Origin of the sequence: Pseudomonas sp. 58(2021) (assembly GCF_017491585.1) — a bacterium.
In the GTDB taxonomy this organism is placed as follows: domain Bacteria; phylum Pseudomonadota; class Gammaproteobacteria; order Pseudomonadales; family Pseudomonadaceae; genus Aquipseudomonas; species Aquipseudomonas fluorescens_BT.
The window spans coordinates 73,657-90,518 of record NZ_JAFGYZ010000013.1; the positions used below are offsets into that span (position 1 = coordinate 73,657).

Annotated in this window: 20 protein-coding genes; 8 read left to right on the forward strand and 12 right to left on the reverse strand. The window is 58.4% G+C overall.

Going from position 1 to position 16,862, the window contains the following annotated elements:
* Positions 1-13 precede the first annotated feature (13 nt).
* Positions 14-1,276: an MFS transporter gene (locus J5M72_RS16690; protein WP_207866482.1), complete on the forward strand. Its 1,263-nt coding sequence runs from the start codon at positions 14-16 to the stop codon at positions 1,274-1,276.
* A gap of 31 nt (positions 1,277-1,307) precedes the next feature.
* Here the strand turns inward: J5M72_RS16690 and J5M72_RS16695 are convergent, their stop codons facing one another.
* From J5M72_RS16695 to J5M72_RS16725, 7 genes are all read right to left on the reverse strand, one after another.
* The gene (locus J5M72_RS16695) at positions 1,308-2,675 is read right to left on the reverse strand and encodes an ATP-binding protein (protein ID WP_207866484.1); all 1,368 of its coding nucleotides are present in this window, start codon (positions 2,673-2,675) and stop codon (positions 1,308-1,310) included.
* Complete coding sequence (locus J5M72_RS16700; RefSeq protein WP_169430779.1) at positions 2,672-3,334, reverse strand: response regulator; 663 nt, start codon at positions 3,332-3,334, stop codon at positions 2,672-2,674. The genes J5M72_RS16695 and J5M72_RS16700 overlap by 4 nt, the downstream gene beginning before the upstream one ends.
* Before the next feature lie 11 nt (positions 3,335-3,345).
* A complete protein-coding gene (locus J5M72_RS16705) occupies positions 3,346-3,510 on the reverse strand; it encodes a hypothetical protein (protein WP_207866630.1) in 165 nt (54 codons plus the stop codon).
* An 82-nt stretch (positions 3,511-3,592) separates the two neighbouring features.
* A complete protein-coding gene (locus tag J5M72_RS16710) occupies positions 3,593-4,402 on the reverse strand; it encodes an SDR family oxidoreductase (protein ID WP_207866486.1) in 810 nt (269 codons plus the stop codon).
* A complete protein-coding gene (locus J5M72_RS16715; RefSeq protein WP_207866488.1) occupies positions 4,389-5,063 on the reverse strand; it encodes an iron-containing redox enzyme family protein in 675 nt (224 codons plus the stop codon). Before J5M72_RS16715 ends, J5M72_RS16710 begins: the two co-directional genes overlap by 14 nt.
* Positions 5,060-6,541 (reverse strand): AMP-binding protein, encoded by a 1,482-nt coding sequence (locus tag J5M72_RS16720; RefSeq protein ID WP_207866490.1) that lies wholly within the window; start codon positions 6,539-6,541, stop codon positions 5,060-5,062. Before J5M72_RS16720 ends, J5M72_RS16715 begins: the two co-directional genes overlap by 4 nt.
* Entirely contained in the window at positions 6,531-7,208 is a 678-nt protein-coding gene (locus J5M72_RS16725) for a thermostable hemolysin (protein ID WP_169430775.1), read from the reverse strand. The genes J5M72_RS16720 and J5M72_RS16725 overlap by 11 nt, the downstream gene beginning before the upstream one ends.
* A 208-nt stretch (positions 7,209-7,416) precedes the next feature.
* Here J5M72_RS16725 and J5M72_RS16730 point away from each other — a divergent pair, with 208 nt between their 5' ends.
* Positions 7,417-7,971, forward strand: coding sequence for a cytochrome b (locus J5M72_RS16730; protein ID WP_207866492.1), 555 nt, complete (start codon positions 7,417-7,419; stop codon positions 7,969-7,971).
* 209 nt (positions 7,972-8,180) lie between these two features.
* Here J5M72_RS16730 and J5M72_RS16735 read toward each other — a convergent pair whose 3' ends face one another.
* Entirely contained in the window at positions 8,181-8,759 is a 579-nt protein-coding gene (locus J5M72_RS16735) for a DUF4337 domain-containing protein (RefSeq protein ID WP_169430773.1), read from the reverse strand.
* Between the two features lie 515 nt (positions 8,760-9,274).
* Between J5M72_RS16735 and J5M72_RS16740 the strand changes: the two genes are divergently transcribed.
* The gene (locus J5M72_RS16740) at positions 9,275-9,616 is read left to right on the forward strand and encodes a hypothetical protein (protein ID WP_169430772.1); all 342 of its coding nucleotides are present in this window, start codon (positions 9,275-9,277) and stop codon (positions 9,614-9,616) included.
* A gap of 67 nt (positions 9,617-9,683) precedes the next feature.
* On the opposite strand, the gene J5M72_RS28965 is transcribed toward J5M72_RS16740, so the two are convergent.
* Complete coding sequence (locus J5M72_RS28965) at positions 9,684-9,890, reverse strand: hypothetical protein (RefSeq protein WP_243433368.1); 207 nt, start codon at positions 9,888-9,890, stop codon at positions 9,684-9,686.
* Positions 9,891-10,329: 439 nt separating this feature from the next.
* On the opposite strand from J5M72_RS28965, the gene J5M72_RS16750 reads away from it, so the two are divergent.
* From J5M72_RS16750 to J5M72_RS16765, 4 genes are all read left to right on the forward strand, one after another.
* A complete protein-coding gene (locus J5M72_RS16750; RefSeq protein WP_169430770.1) occupies positions 10,330-10,599 on the forward strand; it encodes a hypothetical protein in 270 nt (89 codons plus the stop codon).
* A gap of 240 nt (positions 10,600-10,839) precedes the next feature.
* Complete coding sequence (locus J5M72_RS16755; RefSeq protein ID WP_207866494.1) at positions 10,840-12,369, forward strand: DUF2235 domain-containing protein; 1,530 nt, start codon at positions 10,840-10,842, stop codon at positions 12,367-12,369.
* On the forward strand, positions 12,369-13,025 hold the full coding sequence (locus J5M72_RS16760) for a DUF2931 family protein (protein ID WP_207866496.1): 657 nt from the start codon (positions 12,369-12,371) through the stop codon (positions 13,023-13,025). Before J5M72_RS16755 ends, J5M72_RS16760 begins: the two co-directional genes overlap by 1 nt.
* A 122-nt stretch (positions 13,026-13,147) precedes the next feature.
* A complete protein-coding gene (locus tag J5M72_RS16765) occupies positions 13,148-13,447 on the forward strand; it encodes a hypothetical protein (protein WP_207866498.1) in 300 nt (99 codons plus the stop codon).
* An 87-nt stretch (positions 13,448-13,534) separates the two neighbouring features.
* Here the strand turns inward: J5M72_RS16765 and J5M72_RS16770 are convergent, their stop codons facing one another.
* The 3 genes from J5M72_RS16770 to J5M72_RS16780 form a co-directional block, all read right to left on the reverse strand.
* On the reverse strand, positions 13,535-14,152 hold the full coding sequence (locus J5M72_RS16770; protein WP_207866500.1) for a LysE family translocator: 618 nt from the start codon (positions 14,150-14,152) through the stop codon (positions 13,535-13,537).
* A gap of 110 nt (positions 14,153-14,262) precedes the next feature.
* Entirely contained in the window at positions 14,263-15,366 is a 1,104-nt protein-coding gene (locus tag J5M72_RS16775) for a DNA alkylation repair protein (RefSeq protein ID WP_207866501.1), read from the reverse strand.
* Between the two features lie 2 nt (positions 15,367-15,368).
* Positions 15,369-15,974: a glutathione S-transferase gene (locus J5M72_RS16780; RefSeq protein WP_207866503.1), complete on the reverse strand. Its 606-nt coding sequence runs from the start codon at positions 15,972-15,974 to the stop codon at positions 15,369-15,371.
* A 408-nt stretch (positions 15,975-16,382) separates the two neighbouring features.
* Between J5M72_RS16780 and J5M72_RS16785 the strand changes: the two genes are divergently transcribed.
* Positions 16,383-16,787 (forward strand): TraR/DksA C4-type zinc finger protein, encoded by a 405-nt coding sequence (locus J5M72_RS16785; RefSeq protein WP_039767046.1) that lies wholly within the window; start codon positions 16,383-16,385, stop codon positions 16,785-16,787.
* The last annotated feature ends 75 nt before the right edge of the window (positions 16,788-16,862 follow it).

Below are 16,862 nucleotides of genomic sequence, written 5' to 3' on the forward strand. Positions count from 1 at the left end.
GAAGAAGTTACCCGTGGCTACTCACCTCGATCACCGCAACAACCTGTCCCTCGACAGCCTGAATTTCTTCCTCGCCGATGTACGCGACGGGCTCGGTCCCTATCTGGCGATTTACTTGCTGGCGGTTCATCACTGGGAGCCGGCGAGTATCGGGCTGGTCATGACGATTGCCGGGATCGCCGCGCTCATCACGCAAACCCCGGCGGGTGCGCTGGTCGACAGCACACGCTTCAAACGGGCGCTGATCGCGATTGCCGCGCTGGTGGTCACCGGAAGCTGTCTGCTGTTGCCGTTCGTGACGTCGTTTACCCTGGTGGCCGTGACGCAAGCCATCAGTGCCGTTGCCGCTTCGATCTTCGCGCCGGCCATCTGCGCGATCACCCTCGGCATTACCGGACCTCGCGCGTTTACGCGCAGAACCGGGCGTAACGAAACCTTCAACCACGCCGGCAACGCCTGCGCGGCGCTGTTGGCCGGTTTGTCCGCGTATCTGTTCGGCCCGGTCGCGGTGTTTTATTTGATGGCGGTCATGGCGCTGGCCAGCGTGATTGCCGTTTCGTTCGTATCGGCAGAAGCCATTGATCACGATCTCGCCCGAGGTCTTGCACCGAGCGGGTCGGGGCAGAGCAAGCAGCCTTCGGGCTTTTCCGTATTGCTGACCAACCGATCGTTGCTGATGTTCGCGATTTGCTGCGCGCTGTTTCATCTGGCAAACGCGGCGATGTTGCCGCTGGTGAGTCAGAAACTGGCGCAGGCCAATCTGCAGATGGCCACGCCACTTACGTCCGCCTGCATCGTCGCGGCGCAACTGGTGATGGTGCCGGTCGCGCTGCTGGTGGGAGCAAAGGCCGATCTGTGGGGACGCAAGCCGTTGCTGCTGGCGGGGTTTCTGATCCTGCCGTTGCGCGGCGTGTTGTATGTGCTGTCGAACGATCCGTGGTGGCTGGTTTCGGTGCAGTTGCTCGATGGCATCGGCGCGGGGATTTTCGGCGCGCTGTTTCCGGTGGTGGTGAAAGACCTGACGCTGGGGACCGGACACTTCAACGTCAGCCTCGGGGCGATCTCGACGGTGTTCGGTCTGGGCGCGGCATTGAGCAACAGCCTGGCGGGGGTTGTGGTTCAGGAGGCGGGGTACAGTGCTGCGTTTCTGACATTGGCCGCCGTTGCGGCGGTGGCGCTCATGTTGCTGTGGGTGACGCTGCCGGAAACCTTGCAGCGCTCCCGAATGGAATCCGCCGAGTCAGACGCTGCCGCACGGCCAATCGTGTCATCTTGAGTTCTCTTCTGAACGGCAAACCGCGCAATGCTCAGCCGACCGGAATCGACAACGTCGCCCGTAACCCGCCCTCTGCCCGGTTGGCCAGCGTGATGCGCCCGTGCAAGCGCGTTGCGATGGTGTTGACGATGGCCAATCCCAGTCCTGCCCCCTGCGGATTGCCCCGACTGTAAAAGCGCTCGAACAACCGGGGCCTGTCCGCTTCATCAATGCCTGGCCCCTGATCCTCGACACTCAGGTGATAGAAGCCGTCTGCCTGATGAAGAAACACTGAAATCACGCCATGCTCGGGTGAAAAATTGGCGGCATTGGTGATCAGGTTGTTCAGCGCGATGTCGATGACGGCCGCATCGGCGTGAACGTTGAAAGGGTGGTCGCTGGCATCGAATGCCACTTCCAGATGCCGGCTCAGCAGCCACGGCGTAAGTTGCACCAGCGTGTTGCGCACGGTTTCCCCGAGGTCGATTAGTGGGCGGACGGGCTTGTCGGCCGTGGGTTCCAGGCGGGCCATGGTCAGCAACTGGTTGACCAGACGGCTGGTACGGTCCACGCCTGCGATCAGAAACTCCAGCGATTCACGCCGTTCCTGTTCGGTGCCGGCTTCCTGCAGGTTTTGCGCATGCAAACGCAACACGGCCAGCGGCGTGCGCATTTCATGGGCGGCATCGGCAATGAAGCGACGTTCGCGCCCCAGTACTTCCTGAATCTGAGCAAGCATGCGATTGAGCGCCGCCTGCATGGGTTCCAGCTCGCTGGGCAACGGTGTCAGTTGCAAGGGTTCAAGGGAACCACTGTGCCGGGCACGAAGGGTCGCCGCCATATTGGCCAGGGGCTTGAGCCCCCAGCCGATGGCGAGCCAGACCATCGCCGCGAGGATCAGGCTGCCAACCACGTTCGGCCATAGCGTGTGACGGACGATGCGGTCGACCAGGTCGGCACGGACATCACTGCGTTCGCCGGCCCAGATACGGAAACCGTTCTGCGGGTCTTCGAGGATGAAGGCTCGCCACTGGCGCTGGTCCAGGTCCACTACATCGCTGAAGCCGGGCTGGGACGGCGGCGTGGTGAACGTCGGTGCGCTGGCGGTGTGTACCAATACCTCGCCCCTGGCGTTCCACACCTGAAAGGCGAGCTTTCGCTCATAGGGATGGCCGTCGCCCCGAGGGACCCCTTCAGCCAGCGCAGCGTTGAAGGCGCGGTACAGGTCCGCGTGTTCGTGCCCCGTCAGAGGCATGCGCATGACGCCCTGCAGCAGACGCGCGTTCTGCGCCAGTTGCGCGTCGTAGACTTCGGCGATTTCATGGTTGCTGTCGTGCAGGTTGAACACGCTGAGTACCAACAGGCCGGCAAGCAGCAGGCCGGTTATCAGGGTCAGGGTACGGCGACGGATCGAGGTCATTGACGCTCCTCCACCAGATACCCCACACCACGGATGGTACGGATCAGCTCGGTGGAGAATTTTTTCCGCAGGTGGTGAATGTGCACTTCCAGGGTGTTGCTTTCGGCTTCTTCGTTCCAGCCATAGAGCAGTCGCGTCAAGTGATCGCGGGTCAGGACCCGCCCCGGCGGCGACAACAATTCATGCAGCAGTTGATACTCCTTGGGCGTCAGCACCACCGGTTCGCCCAGATAGCTGACTTGCTGGGTACCGGGGTTGAGGCTGATGCCGGCATGCTCGATCAGCATCTGTGCGCGGCCGGCGCTGCGCCGCAGCAAGGCGCGAAGGCGTGCCTTGAGCTCAGCCAGATCAAAGGGTTTGACCAGGTAATCGTCGGCACCGGCGTCGAGACCGGCGATGCGATCCTCGGTGGCATCTCGAGCCGTGAGGATCAGCACCGGCAGGTTGGCGCCGCTGGCCCGGACCCGGCGCAGTACATCGAGGCCGTCCATGCGTGGCAGGCCAAGATCCAGCACCGCCAGGTCAAAGGTTTCGCTGAGCAAGGCGTGCAGGGCGCTGCTGCCATCCTTGAGCCAGTCGACGGTATAACCTTCGCGCCCCAGCGCCTGGTGAATGCCCTCACCGAGCGCTACGTCATCCTCGATCAGTAATAAACGCACACGGACTCCTGTCATTCGAGTTTCTTGTTCACGTCCACCAGCAACGCGTCGATTTCTTCGTGGTGCCCGCTATCGGCACTTTCCCGGCCAGCGTGGGGAGCGGCCTGCCGGGTCTTGAGCAGCGTCGCCCTGGCTTCAGCGTAGCGTTTTTGACGGTAGAGATGATCGCCCCGCAAGCACAGGTTGTCGCTGCTGATCGACGGCGTCCAGTGCCCGGAGCGTGCGAGGCACCCGGCAACACAGGTGCAAAGAGTGGTTTCATGGCTTTGGCGTCTCGTTGTCGATTTTTTCACTCAAGCGACGAATCAATGGCAACTGCTTGCGCAGACCGCGATCCACCAGATTGGGCAGCAGGTTGTTCAGGCGCACGAAAAAACGCTCGGGCCAGCCCAGATAGAGGTCGCGTCGATCACCGGCAATCGCATGCACCACTGCCGTGGCCACGGCTTGCGGGTCGTCGACGCTGGCGTTGAGCGCATCGTTCAGTGCCTGGGCTGCGGGACTGTTCATCGATGTGCGGGTGGCTCGGGGAGCGACGTACAACACGCCGACATGGGTGTCAGCCAGCTCGCGGCGCAAGGCTTCGGAAAACCCGCGCAAGGCGAACTTGGTTGCGCAGTAGCTGGCATAGCCGGGGTAGCCGATCGAACCATAAGTCGAACCGACATTGACCACCATCGCGCTGTCAGCCTGCTTGAGCAGCGGCAGCAAGAGTCTGGTCAGGCAGATCGGCGCACTGATGTTCACCGCCAGCATCGCGTTGATTTCGCTGTCGTCGAGCTGTTCGAGCATGGCGAAGTGATTGATCCCGGCCGCGTTGATCAGCAGGTTGAGGCCGCCAATCGCCTCGGCGGCGGCCAGCACCTTGCGCCGGTCGCTCAGAAATGTCAGATCGGCGGCGACCCAGCACAGGTTCTGCGGATAACGCTCGAGCAAGGGCTGCAAACGTGCCTGATGCCGGGCGACTGCCAGTACCTGCGCGCCGGCTGCGCAAAGGGCGTCGGCGATGGCGAGGCCGATGCCGCCGCTGGCACCGGTCAGGACCACCCGGGCTTCATGCAACTGCATGATGGGCCTCCGCATCGCGGGGCAGGCCACGGAACATATCGGAGTAGAGCCGGTAGACGACTTTTGAGGCGTGGATCACTGCGGCCTGGTCGGCGGGATCCTGCAACTGATTCATCAGGTGCCGATAGGTTTGCATGTGCTCGATGTCGAGTGCGCCGTGAGAATTGAGGTAACTGAAAGCGGTTTCCGGCAGCCCCAGTTGCTCGCGGATACTGCCCGCTGCATGGGTGGCCAGGGCAATGCTGGTGCCTTCCAGTACATTGACCATACCGAACAGACCCACCGGGTTACCCCGGGCGATCAGGTCGTAAAGGAAGCTGACCATCAATTCGATCGGCAGTGACGGCTGCCCGCCGCGCACGGCCTCGCGGTCGCCGCCACAGGCTTCGATATCGTCCAGCACCCATTGCTCATGTCCATATTCGTCCTCGATGTATTCGCACACCGCCTTGCGCAGCCATTCAAGGTGCGTCGGCAGGCGAGCACCGCACGCCATCATCAGCGGTACGGTGTGGCGTACGTGGTAGTAGGCCTGGGCAAGAAATGCCCGGTAACTCTCAAGGCTGACCTTGCCCTGCAGGGCATCTTGGATGATCGGCAGGTTGAACAGCGCATGACGCTCCTCGTGCGTGGCTTCTTGCAGGGTGTCGAAAAAACTCATGATGCGGACTCCTGGGATTTGGCGAATTCAGTCAGTTGCGCCTGATACATCGAAACGATGGCGTCGCGACGCGGGCGGCCATTGGCGGTGAGCAGACCGTTGGACGCGGTGAACGGGTGCGTCAGGCGTGTCCAGTGGTGCACCTGGGCATAGTCGGGCAAGGCCTCGTTGGCGGCGGCGACATCGGCCGCCAGTTGCGCATCGGTACACGCCGGGCTGTGTGGCCAGAGCAGGGCGTGGTTATGGGGCATGGCTTCGCCGTAGACGAAGGCCTGGGCGATGTGACGGCGTTGGGTCAGTTCCGATTCGACCCATTCCGGGTTGACGTTGCGCCCGAAACTGGTGACGAACTGATGCTTCTTGCGACCCTTGAGATAGAGAAAACCTTCCGGGTCGAATTCACCCAGATCGCCGCTCGGCCACCACTGCTCGGTGCAGGCCGGCTCACCGAGATAACCGAGCAGGGTCGACCCCTTGATCAGTACCTCTGCGTCTTCGGCCAGGCGCACCTCCACATGGGGAAGAGGGCGGCCAACGCTTCCCGGACGGCACGCCCCGGGACGATTGAGACAGACCACCGAGGCGCACTCGGACAATCCGTAACCCTCGTACACAGGCAGGCCCACTCGTTGGGCACGCTGCAACAGATCTGCGGAAACCCGCGCACCACCGACCGCAGCAAAACGCAGGGATTGCGGATCGAAGGCTTTCTGTTCGGCGGCACTGACCAACAGAAACAACAGTTGCGGCACCAGAATCAGGCTTTCGGGCGCCCGACTGGCCAGACAGTCAAGCAGGCGCGGCACGTCGACACTGCTGGCCCCCTGGATGCCCAGGGTCTTCTGGCTTGGCACACTCAGTGTCGCGCCGGCATACAACGCGGCGTAACAACCGAGGTTTTCCAACAGAATCGCCAGCGGCAACAACGCCAGGTGATGGCGCGGTGCGGTGGGTTTACTGGCCTGATCGAGTTCGCGTGCCACCCGAAGCAGGCTGTCTGCGCTCAGGCACACGCCTTTCGGGGTGCCGGTGGTGCCGGAGGTGAATGTCAGTTTGGCGGTGCCTGGGAGCAACCCACTGGGTCCACTGAAGCGGCGGTGCCAGAACTCGCCGTGTTGTTCATACCCTGCGGCGCGTAACTCTCGCTCCAGCTCCGGTCCCGCGATCACCCATTGCGCCTTGCTCTGCTCCAGGCAATGGGCGCGTTGTGCCGGGCTGAAAAACGGTGGCAGAGTCACGCACGTCAAACCTTCGAACAGTACCGCCAGATCCCAGAGCATTGCCTGGACCCCGTTTTCCAATGCCAGTGCAATGACCGTCACGTGTTCATCGCGCAGACGTTGCTGGCGATACATCACTTCGCTGTACAGCGTCGTGTAATCGAGCTTCAGGTTGTCGCCCCACAGCGCGATAGTGTTGTCGTTGCGCCGGGCATGGCTGCGCAGGGTTTCCTGGAATTGTTGCCGTTCAAGCGACATGGCAGGCTCCTTCCAGCGAGGTCTGCAGGCCAAGCCGGGTAAAAAGGCCGATATTGCGCAAATGAAAGAAGCCGGCGCGGATATTGCCGACATGCACCCAGGGCTTGCTTTCGTAATAACTGCCCCAGTGTTGACGCTCGTCACCCAGGCGTTCCGGATCCGCGGCGCACAATGTCACGGGTTTGAGGCCCAGACGATGGAAGCTGTTGACTAGCCCGACATTGCCGGTGAAGGTCACCCATTCCAGGCCACCCATGGCCAGCAGATAGGTGATGGCGATGATGCTCAAGCGCGCGCTGCCGGCATCGCTGGAGGCGAGGTTGCCGACTTCGACTATGTCGCGGCGCTCCACCGGTTTACCGGCAGCGGCACTGATCAAAGGCTCGATAGGCTCGTCCAGGTAACGCTCCAGAAACAGCGGTTCAAGATGGGCGCGGCGTACCCCGGCCACCGCGCACAACTCGCCATCGCCGGTGTGAACACCGAACAGCTCGGGCATGAAGTGCCGGATGTCGGCGCCATGTGCCTTGCGGAATCGATGCTGGATGAAGGCTTCGAACGTCTCGCGCAGCGCATCGTCCGGCAAGGCGGCGGTCAACGTCATCGGCGGTGTTTCGGCCTGGCCGAAGTGCAGGGGCAGGGGAATATTCCAGACGGGATCGGGCATGGGCTGAACGCCTCCCTCATTAGGTTCGAGGGAAGTATCCAGACCATTTCTTAACGAAGTCTGAAGGTGAAATAAAGTTTACGGGCAGTCTATCTTCAGACTGCCTTAAGGCTGGGCAGGCAGGGTGGCACCGTCGGTTTGCCCGGCAACAAGATCGAGACTGTCGAACGAATCGACCGTCGCCCACGACAATCACGAGGCGCTTCTTATGACCCGCGACAACGCCGTAACCCGTTATGGAAAACTTTCAATCACGCTTCACTGGCTGATGCTGGCGCTGTTCGTCGGCGTGTATGCGTGTGTTGAAATCAAAGGTTTCATGCCCAAGGGCAGTGAAGCCCGAGGTCTGCTGATGGGCCTGCATGGCGCATTTGGCGCGGGTATCTTCGCCCTGGTATGGGTTCGCCTGCTCGGGCGCCTGACGCCGCGCCCGCCGATCACCCCCAAGCCGCCAGCCTGGCAGACGGGCATATCGCACCTGATGCACTTGGCATTGTACGTGCTGATGATCGCCACTCCGGTACTGGCCTGGCTGATGCTCGCCGCTGCCGACAAACCGTTTCCGTACTTTGGCTTCCATCTTCCAGCCCCGGTGGCTATCGACCCGGACTTTGCCAAACGCCTCAAATACTGGCATGAACTGCTGGGCAGCACCGGCTACTGGCTGATCGGTCTGCATGCGGCGGCGGGGCTTTTTCACCACTATTGGGTGCGGGATAACACCTTGGTGCGGATGTTGCCGGGGCGCAGCAATTCGCAGTAGGCCTGTTCGAATCGACTCCTGGAATGTCGCCATCCTGGCGCCTGTCCGCCGCATGTTCGTGCAGGTAGTGATGTCGGGGGCATTGGTGGTGAAGCAGGCATTGGAGAGCGTGGAGCCGAAGGGGCAGAGGCCGTTTCCAAGCGAAAAGGAACAGATTCATGCACTGAGTCTGTTCCTTTTTTCGTCAGCTTCAGCGGTTTCTGCCTCTTTCAGATATGCAACCAGGCCAAGGAGCCCAACATGACACCCAGGCCCGCCGCCCCAAACGAGACGCGTCTGAGCCATTCCTTGCGCGTCAGCAGGGTGATGGCTGCCAGCGAAATAGCGATTTGAATCGCGGTCATGGCCTGGGCCCAGCGGTGATGCTGATGCAGGACCTGCTCTGACTTTTCGTCCCACTCTCGCGCCTGCTGCTCAAGTGTTTCCGCCTTTTTGCGCGCTTGCTCTTTCTGCTCGGCATAGCGCCGAGCCTCGGCAACATAATGAGCGGAATCCAGTCCCGGAAGATGGCTGGCCAGCTCCGACAGGTTCTGCCGACTGGACTTGGCCTGGTAATAGCTCCACTCGTTGGCCGCTTCGGTCTTCTGAATGGCCGCGTTGTTTTTGTCCATGGCCGCCTCACTCTCCGTCGAGCCGGCCTGATAACTCATCAGGGCGCCGACCGTCGCCATGATCGCTGTCATGACCGCAATCTTGCTGGCAAAGCGATCGCCTTTTGCGTGGGCGTGATGGGTGGTGTGTTCAACGTGTTGCTCGTGAGGACTGGGGACTTCGAACTCTTCAGGCATGACGGTCGGACTTGGGTTGATGGGGAAATTTGCGCGGATTATGCCGGGTGGCCGGTTCTTTAGACACAGGGGAATGGTGGTGTCTGAGTGAAAGCGGACGGCCTGAATTACGTATTCCCGTCGGACTGCGAAACAGTCTTTTTTGTCAGACATTAAACACAGAATACGTGGCCTGTTTATGCGTGGTCTTTCGTCACATCCCGATGCCCACAAGGCCTTGCGCCACGCCCTGCACCTAAGACAGAATCCGCCGGCTTGTGCGTCTGGCGCTCCCTCCGTAACTTTATTCCCGTCACTGCCTATCAGTGATCGGGTCTGCAAGCCCGCCGGAAAAACCAGTCGCACAGCCCTGCCAAAAAGGACGCTCGTTTGTGTCCGCTCAATGGCGGCTTTGTGCGGGAGACCCTCGGGTCTGCCGGGTGCCTGGTTTCCCGGTCTTGCAGACCCGCACTTGGCTGCCACCCATCATCTGCAAGTGATGCTGGTAGCTCCTAATCAAAATCAGGAGTTTCACCATGATCAAACCAACACCGAATCCGCCAGAAACTGATCCGGTCTCACCCTACAAATTCCCCGATTCGCGAACCTTGAACGAAGCCGCAGAACGCGCCCTTGATCATTACCTGACCCCGCAACAACGCATCATGGGCAGCCACACCACACACGACCCCATGTTCCTGGCCAACCCCGCCTACAACAGCGAATCCCTGTTGGCCAGCGCCAGCGAAATGCTCAGCAACTTCGCCGCCATCCTCGAGCCCGCCCACCGTAAAACCGCACTGGGCATCGCACAAGTGGTCATGGTCGCAGGGCTGGCCGTGAATCAGGCGCTGGATAAGCTAGAGCTGAAAGCGTAGAGGCTGCCCTCAAGTAAAAAGGAGCAGATTCATTACCTGAATCTGCCCCCTTTTTTGTTCGATGAGCTCAGCCGTTGGCGCCGGCTCGCTTTTCCGCCGTCACGATGCAAGCCTTGTAGAAATTGGAATGGAAATCGCTGATCGCTTTCTGCTGCAAGCTCTCGCTTGAGTACTGCGGAATCGCGTACGCCTCGCGAATCAGCGTCTTGAACAACTCACCCACATACTCGCTCTGCTTGCCTGCCGCTTCGGCCAGTTCCCACACCGAATCCATGGGCGCGCCTTGCTGCCTGCTTTTCATGACCTGTTTGGCCGAGTTTTCTATTCGCTGGCACTCTTCGAGCTCTTCCTGCGGCACAGGAGAGGCGAGAGCGGAAAGGCTGATGGTGAAGGTTATTGCTGCTGCAAGACATTGTTTGTGCACGAGGTGTCGTCCGTGATTTTGAGGCTGAACCTTATCATTCGGGGCTTGGCGCCACCATTGCACACAGGGTGATAGACAGGAAAAGAACCCGGCGCGTTGCCCGAGTCTTGAGCGTTCGAAAAGATCTCTCCCCTCACTCCATCAGCTTGTCAATAGCACAGTTGAGCGACTGTGCAGCCGGCAGCGCGGTGGTAGGCTTTTTACGAGCGCCCGATCTGTTCAGATTATTGATTAAGGCAGGTCAGGCCAATGCACAAGCCGCATGTCAGATAACTGAAAGGATTCGAAAATGAAAAAGTCCATCACTGCTCTGGCCGTATCCGCAACGCTCGCTTTCACCGCCACCGTTGCGAATGCTTCCGTACATCCGACCACCCTCAAGGCTCCTCAAGCTGTCAATCAAGTAACAGCTTCTATTGGCACGCCTTTCGGTACCCAACAAACAGCGGGCGGAATCCACATGGCCAGTCTGGCCAGAAGTTGCTCCGATGATCGATATTCCTGGTGGGAATACAGCGGTTGGGAAATCGTCGGCTGTCTCGCAAGCGGCCAGTGGTAACTGCTCAAATGAGCCTGGTGCGTGACTTGCGTGGTGAGTGCGCACCAGCGCTTGTTGTGAGGTTGGTTGTGAGTCAGCTGCTGGATGTATCTAAAGGCATAAACCCAATTCTGCTGCGACAAGAGGAGCCGTTCTTCGCCGCATGAAGCCAAGCGCTGGCACTGGGCCACGGCTTGCGCCACCCCGCATCGACTGTCACCCTTCGGCCCGTTCTCAAGGATCAGAACGAGGTATCAAGGATTGAGTGGCTACGTTCCCAACCCGCCTAAACATTTCCGCAACACAGGCACCAAACCCGTCGATATCCATGCCCAGCGTTGGGCGGAGTATGAGAAACACGGGAAAGAGCCTGCGCGTGCGCCTGAAAAAATCGGCATAGCCCTGCGGATCGGAGTGTTCTTCGATGGTACGGGGAATAATGCCAACAACGCTGCGGCCGGACTTCTGTGCGGCGCTCATCATCCGATTGCGGCTAAAGATATCGATGCAAGCTGCAAGCCGTATATGAGTGATCCGGATAGTAGTTATGGCAATGATGTCAGTAACATCAAAAAGCTCAGTGAGCTGTACGACGCAGTTCCGATAGCACAAGCGGGACGAGCCTCTCGCGTTGTCTACGTCGAAGGTATCGGTACTCGATCCGGAGAAAAAGACAGCACATTCGGTGCAGGTACGGGGCGAGGGGAGACAGGAGTTGCCGGGCGAGTCGAATCCTCGTTTCCCATGATTCAACAAGCAATCAATCGAGTCCTGGAAGATAACCCAGACAGTGAAATCACCTCACTGACGTTCGATACGTTCGGTTTCAGCCGTGGTGCCGCTGCTGCACGTCATTTTGCTAACGAAATTGTTCGTGGCAGTCGCGGTCCTCTCGGTCATGTGTTGCGAAACCTGCCCAGAGCCCTCAGCTCCAAATTCAATGACCAATACAAAAGCGATATCAATATGGGGTTTATCGGCTTATTCGATACAGTACCCTCGATAGCCGGTTGGTCAAATTTGGGAGATATCAAAAGCCCAATCGCGACGGGTATCAAACTTTACCTTGATCGTCGTTTTTTCACTGATGTCGTCCAGTTGGTTGCTCGTGATGAACGCAGAGCCAACTTCGCACTCAGTCGCGTCAAGCCGGATCATCTGGAGATTACTCTGCCTGGAGTGCATTCCGACATCGGTGGGGGGTATCTGGAGGACGCGCAGGAATGTGTTCTTGTAAGCCCGATGCAAACACTCATCGTGCCCCTGAACACCGATGTCGTGACAACCTCGATCTATAGGGATGCGGTTAACGTTAGAAACCAGTGGTTATCCAAGGGATGGCCTGCAGACATGCTTGAGGTTGTGACTCCTGAAGCTCTTATTGTGCCGAACAGTCCGCAGGATCGGCTGAGTCCAAGCGCTAAACGTGTTTACGCAGCTGTACAGCTCAGGCGTCCGGTGAGTGGCATGCTATCCAGGGTTTACCTGAGAGTGATGCACCATCTGGCAAAAGAGAAAGGCGTTCGCTTCAACGATATTCCTGACACGCCCGATTTGACCATCCCAGCAGAACTTCAAACTTTGTGTGATCGGTTCGTTGCGGGTGACTACAGCACCACGCTTGAAGAGGAGCAACTGCTGAAACTCAAGTACATTCACATGTCCGCAAACTGGAACCATCCACTCGGCCGCAGAGATGGTAGCGGACTAAATGCGGTATACATCAACGCCCCGACGGCCGACACCATCCGCGTGCTGCATCCCCACGTACCTGATTGGACGCTTTGGTAATGAGAGTTCTTGTAACCCTGCTTTGTGCTTTGTTCACGACTGGATGCCAGTCTGCGGATCCACTGTCTGCCAAAAACGACCCTAAATCCGAGTCGTGGGAGCTTGCGTTTACTGAGCCTTACTACATGAAAGTGTGGGTGGAGGACAGCGCCGTCGAAGATATAAACGGCAAGCTGTTCAAGCGTACGGGGGGAGGTACGGCCGCTGGTGGGGAGCCTGAAGACGGTAAAGAATCTGCACGTGGATGGCACGCCGTAGGCGCTGCTGCAAAGCCAGTGATTGGTGCCGATCTCCCCAAACGCATTTACGTGCGTTGGCAATCGATTGTCGAACCTCAGACCTATAGTGTTTGGTTGGATGTGCCCGAAGAGGCTAGGCAACTAATGAGGACTTCGGTCAACCAGCGTTGTTTGGAAACTCCGAAGGAGCAAGCGAGTTATTCCGCTTCTATTTACCTGGGGTTGGCTCCCGGCGGGGTTGTACAAGTCTGGGTCAGGGACTCGTGCCACCATCCGGTGAAAGTGGCCAGGGCCAAAGCCGAAATCGAACCTCTTGGTCCGAGTCAGGGTAAGAATCAAGGGCGTTACGCTTATCCGATCAGTGAAAAATCCAAGCGTTATATCGACAAATTCGGCATTCCATATGGCAGTTGGTAACTCTTGGAAAATGGGCGCGAGTCGGAAAAGATAGGGCGGCTCTTTTGATAAATCGATGAGTCCCCATTTTTTGCATTTCTTTGAAACGATCCTTCTATGGTGATCGAATACTGGATGCCACTTTGAAGATAATAAAAGCTACTCGCTTTGATGACGTCGACCACGACCTCGGGTATGAGTATCGTGGTTATAACTACGAAATACAGAGCGAAGAGGATACGTTTCTGATCAGGATTTACGATGACGAACTCGAACAGGCAACGGTGGTACGTCCGGCTTTGCTGTCCAAAAACAAGAACCTCAGAAAGCTTGTCGAACTCTTACAGTCCGAGCTGGAAGTGTCCAGGGTCTCGCTTTACAAGGGGGATATGGGGTGTTACGCCGAGATCAATCTTGATAGTTTGACATTCCTTCCAGCCTGAAGCCTGCCGCGAGAAAGTGCCACGCGTGTTTACAGGATCTGGGCCAAAAGCAGTCCGAAAGTAAATCTATCCGCATTCCTCCCTGACTTATTGGACAAGCTGCCGGATCCCCAGAGATAAAATCAAAGCGCCGCATAATTGATCAATAGCCTTTTTCCTCCTTTGATACGCTGACGCGATGTCAGGCTGCGAAAGAGCGATTGCGACCATTCCATACCAAGTCATTGAAACCACCACTACGACTGCCAGCATCGACAAAAACGTGCTTGTTGACACGTGGGCGGGGGCCGCCGCTGAGAAAGTAGCGGCGTAGAAGGCCATGGATTTAGGGTTGCCGATGTTCGTGATGACTCCTTGAATGAATGATTGCTGAAAATTTCCGACGGCAGCCTCATTATTGGGGGAAAGCGTGGTCTTCCCGGCATTTAGCAGCAGTCGCAGTCCAAACCACATCAGATAGGCTGCCCCCAGAACTTTTACGAATAGCGCCGCCCAAGGAAACGCAGCAAATACAACGCCGATACCTGCTATTGCACAGGTGGCCCAGAGTAAGTTGACCAATACAATGCCTGCCACCAAGGCCAAAGCTTCTGACCGCGACGCAGCTACCGCTTTGTGGACTACCGCAACGAAATTGGGTCCTGGAATAACGACACCGGCCAGGTAAACCAAAAAGACTGTCAAAACAGCGGGACCATCGATCATGTGCGTTCCTTTGCGAGCTCAGTGGTTGGAGAGGTCATCATTCGGTTCAAGATCCAACTTACCTGCTACTTTCGGTTGTCATCCGATGAGCAGACCATTTTTGACGCTTATTAAGTGATGATGTCAACGGCAGTACTCCCCAGCCGCTCCCCGTTAACCACCACATGCACCGCATGTACCCCCGCATAGTGCTTGCGCGTAGTGAAGTCCTTGATCACCTGCCGCCGCGCCACAACCTCATTCCCAAACCCCGCCAACACCAACGTCTTCAACTTGAAAACCTTGGCCGAAGTCCCGCCATTCGCCTTCACATAGTCAATCGCATAATCAATCACCAACCGCTGCTCCACCGGCACCAACGACCGGACGGTGAACGACAACGTGATCGTCTCCCCAAGCCGCACAACCGCCGGTTCCACTTTCATATCCAGCAACTCAACCTCAGCCTTCGCCCCAGCACCAATAACTGTGAGCGCCCGCAAATCCCCCTGTTTGATCAAGCTCCGCAACGCATGCTTGGCAATCCATGCCGTGTGCCTGTTCTCCAGCGCCCACCCCTCAATCGTATCCAGCACCCATTCCGGATGCTCCTTGGTCACATCATTCAAATGATTCGCCACTGACTTGCGAACGTACAAACTCTCGTCCGCCTTCAATCGATCAAGAATCCCGGCGGCCAATTGTGGATTTGCCTGCACCGGTTCCAGCCGAAACGACCATGGCAGGCGAGGGCGGCTGCCTTCGCTGGCGAGGCGGCGGACGTGGTGGTTTTCGTCTCGTGCCCAGTCGTGCATCAGTTCCAGCGAGCGCTCCAGGTCGCTGCGCAGGAAGTGGCGGATAGCGAATTCGGAGGAGCCGAAAGTGGTGAAGTACTTCAGGGCTTCCATCGAGGTGTCGAATGCGTGCGCGCCGTAGCTCGCGACGTAGTGCGGCAGGCACATGCTGACGAAGCCGCTGTTCAGGCGCGGCGCGAGTTCGCGCAGTACGGAGAGGGAGTCGGTGTAGTCCAGTGGCAGCACGGCGTGCAGGCTTTCGCTGACGCGGGCCATGCGTTGCATGACCGAGAGTTCGTCGAGGCCGTCGTTGGCATGCTTGAGAAAGGCCTTGGCCTTGAACGCCGGATATACGGCGCTCATCTCGCTGGCGATGTGTTGCAGGCGTTCGGCGTTGAAGATTTCTTTCAGGGCCGGGGCGGCGGTTTCGGTTGTGCTCATGGTCAGGTCATCGGGGTGCTGATGAACGCTTGGAGGCCTTCGGCGTAGGCGGTGTATTGGGCGATGCGCGGGAAGCGTTCAGCGTCGATCTGATCGGGAACGACAAGGCCGGTGAAACTCCAGGCGACGGCGAGGGTGATGCCGTCCTGTTGCAGCGTCCCGTCAGTGGACAGTGGATGTTTTTCCAGTTCGTGTTCCAGGGCGGTGAAAGCGGCGGCGAGCTGGCCTTCGACGCGCTCGACCCACGGCTGGTATTGAATGTCGGCCGGACGCAGGTTGCGTTCATAGTAGAGCTGCACGGCTTTTTCGCAGGCGGCGAGGCCGAGGCCGATCAGGCGCAGGGCTTTTACCCGTCGCGGCAGTTCCGTCGGCAGCAGGGTTTTGCCGGACAGGGCTTCGAGGTAGTCGAGGATCAGCGTCGAGTCGATCAGCACTTCACCATCGTCGAGGACCAGAGTCGGCGCCTTGACCACCGGATTGATCTGTTGGAAGCGCTCGAAATGGCGGAACACCGACACCGGGTCGTGTTCCAGTTCAATCCCCAGGCATTTGGCGGAGATCGCCACGCGACGCACGTAAGGGGAGTCCAGCATGCCGATCAGTTTCATGACGCGTTCCTTCAAGTCGAACCGGGGAGGGCATAACGTAGCTGAGGTTGGGAGGAATGTCAGTCCTGAGGGCGGACTGGTTTTGCCGTCGGCGATTGTAAAGAAATGCGACAAAGCGCCGCTCATCCGCCGTTTGTCTTCTATATACAGCCGCTCGACTGAATTTCTTGCTATAAACGCACTCCGATGAGCGCCGTGAAGCCTGTGTCAGAGCAGTTTCCGGGCTTTGTCGGACAAATTCCCGGTATTTAGAGTTGCTGAGGCCTCAAACGGGCCTTAGACTGCCGCCCCTTCGTAAATTGAGTGCCGGGTGGCGTTTGCAATAAACGATGCCTTTCCGATGACCGCAGGCGGTTCGCCGGAACGCTCCCTAATTCGCCTTAATGCACGTTTTTTATAGAGATATCAATGACAAAGGACAAGTTGCTGGCGATGCCGGCAGATGACTACATGAATGCCGAGCAACACGCTTTCTTCCAGGAGCTGTTGCAGAACATGAAAGTCGAAACCCACGAGCGCATTGAGCAGAACCGTATTGCCATCGAAAGCCTGGACACCCCGGCTGACCCGGCGGACGCCGCATCGGTGGAAGAAGAGCGCACCTGGCTGGTGAACGCGATCGATCGCGACCAGCGCATGCTGCCGCAACTCGAGCAGGCCCTTGAGCGTATCAAGGAAGACAGCTTTGGCTGGTGCGACGACAGCGGCGAGCCTATCGGCCTGAAACGCCTGCTGATCAGCCCGACCACCAAGTACTGCATCGAAGCTCAAGAGCGTCACGAGCAGATCGACAAGCACCAGCGTCAGGCCTGATTCCTGAGGCGACCCCTTCAATGCGGGTCGTCGCGAAAAGATCGCAGCCTTCTGCAGCTTTTGTTTAAAGCTGCA

Excerpts from the sequence above, each read along its gene's own strand:
- J5M72_RS16695 (WP_207866484.1), bottom strand. The coding sequence starts at position 2,675 with ATGACCTCGATCCGTCGCCGTACCCTGACCCTGATAACCGGCCTGCTG.
- J5M72_RS16710 (WP_207866486.1), bottom strand. The coding sequence starts at position 4,402 with ATGCAGTTGCATGAAGCCCGGGTGGTCCTGACCGGTGCCAGCGGCGGC.
- J5M72_RS16715 (WP_207866488.1), bottom strand. The coding sequence starts at position 5,063 with ATGAGTTTTTTCGACACCCTGCAAGAAGCCACGCACGAGGAGCGTCAT.
- J5M72_RS16720 (WP_207866490.1), bottom strand. The coding sequence starts at position 6,541 with ATGTCGCTTGAACGGCAACAATTCCAGGAAACCCTGCGCAGCCATGCC.
- J5M72_RS16725 (WP_169430775.1), bottom strand. The coding sequence starts at position 7,208 with ATGCCCGATCCCGTCTGGAATATTCCCCTGCCCCTGCACTTCGGCCAG.
- J5M72_RS16730 (WP_207866492.1), top strand. The coding sequence starts at position 7,417 with ATGACCCGCGACAACGCCGTAACCCGTTATGGAAAACTTTCAATCACG.
- J5M72_RS16735 (WP_169430773.1), bottom strand. The coding sequence starts at position 8,759 with ATGCCTGAAGAGTTCGAAGTCCCCAGTCCTCACGAGCAACACGTTGAA.
- J5M72_RS16740 (WP_169430772.1), top strand. The coding sequence starts at position 9,275 with ATGATCAAACCAACACCGAATCCGCCAGAAACTGATCCGGTCTCACCC.
- J5M72_RS28965 (WP_243433368.1), bottom strand. The coding sequence starts at position 9,890 with ATGGATTCGGTGTGGGAACTGGCCGAAGCGGCAGGCAAGCAGAGCGAG.
- J5M72_RS16750 (WP_169430770.1), top strand. The coding sequence starts at position 10,330 with ATGAAAAAGTCCATCACTGCTCTGGCCGTATCCGCAACGCTCGCTTTC.
- J5M72_RS16760 (WP_207866496.1), top strand. The coding sequence starts at position 12,369 with ATGAGAGTTCTTGTAACCCTGCTTTGTGCTTTGTTCACGACTGGATGC.
- J5M72_RS16770 (WP_207866500.1), bottom strand. The coding sequence starts at position 14,152 with ATGATCGATGGTCCCGCTGTTTTGACAGTCTTTTTGGTTTACCTGGCC.
- J5M72_RS16775 (WP_207866501.1), bottom strand. The coding sequence starts at position 15,366 with ATGAGCACAACCGAAACCGCCGCCCCGGCCCTGAAAGAAATCTTCAAC.
- J5M72_RS16780 (WP_207866503.1), bottom strand. The coding sequence starts at position 15,974 with ATGAAACTGATCGGCATGCTGGACTCCCCTTACGTGCGTCGCGTGGCG.
- J5M72_RS16785 (WP_039767046.1), top strand. The coding sequence starts at position 16,383 with ATGACAAAGGACAAGTTGCTGGCGATGCCGGCAGATGACTACATGAAT.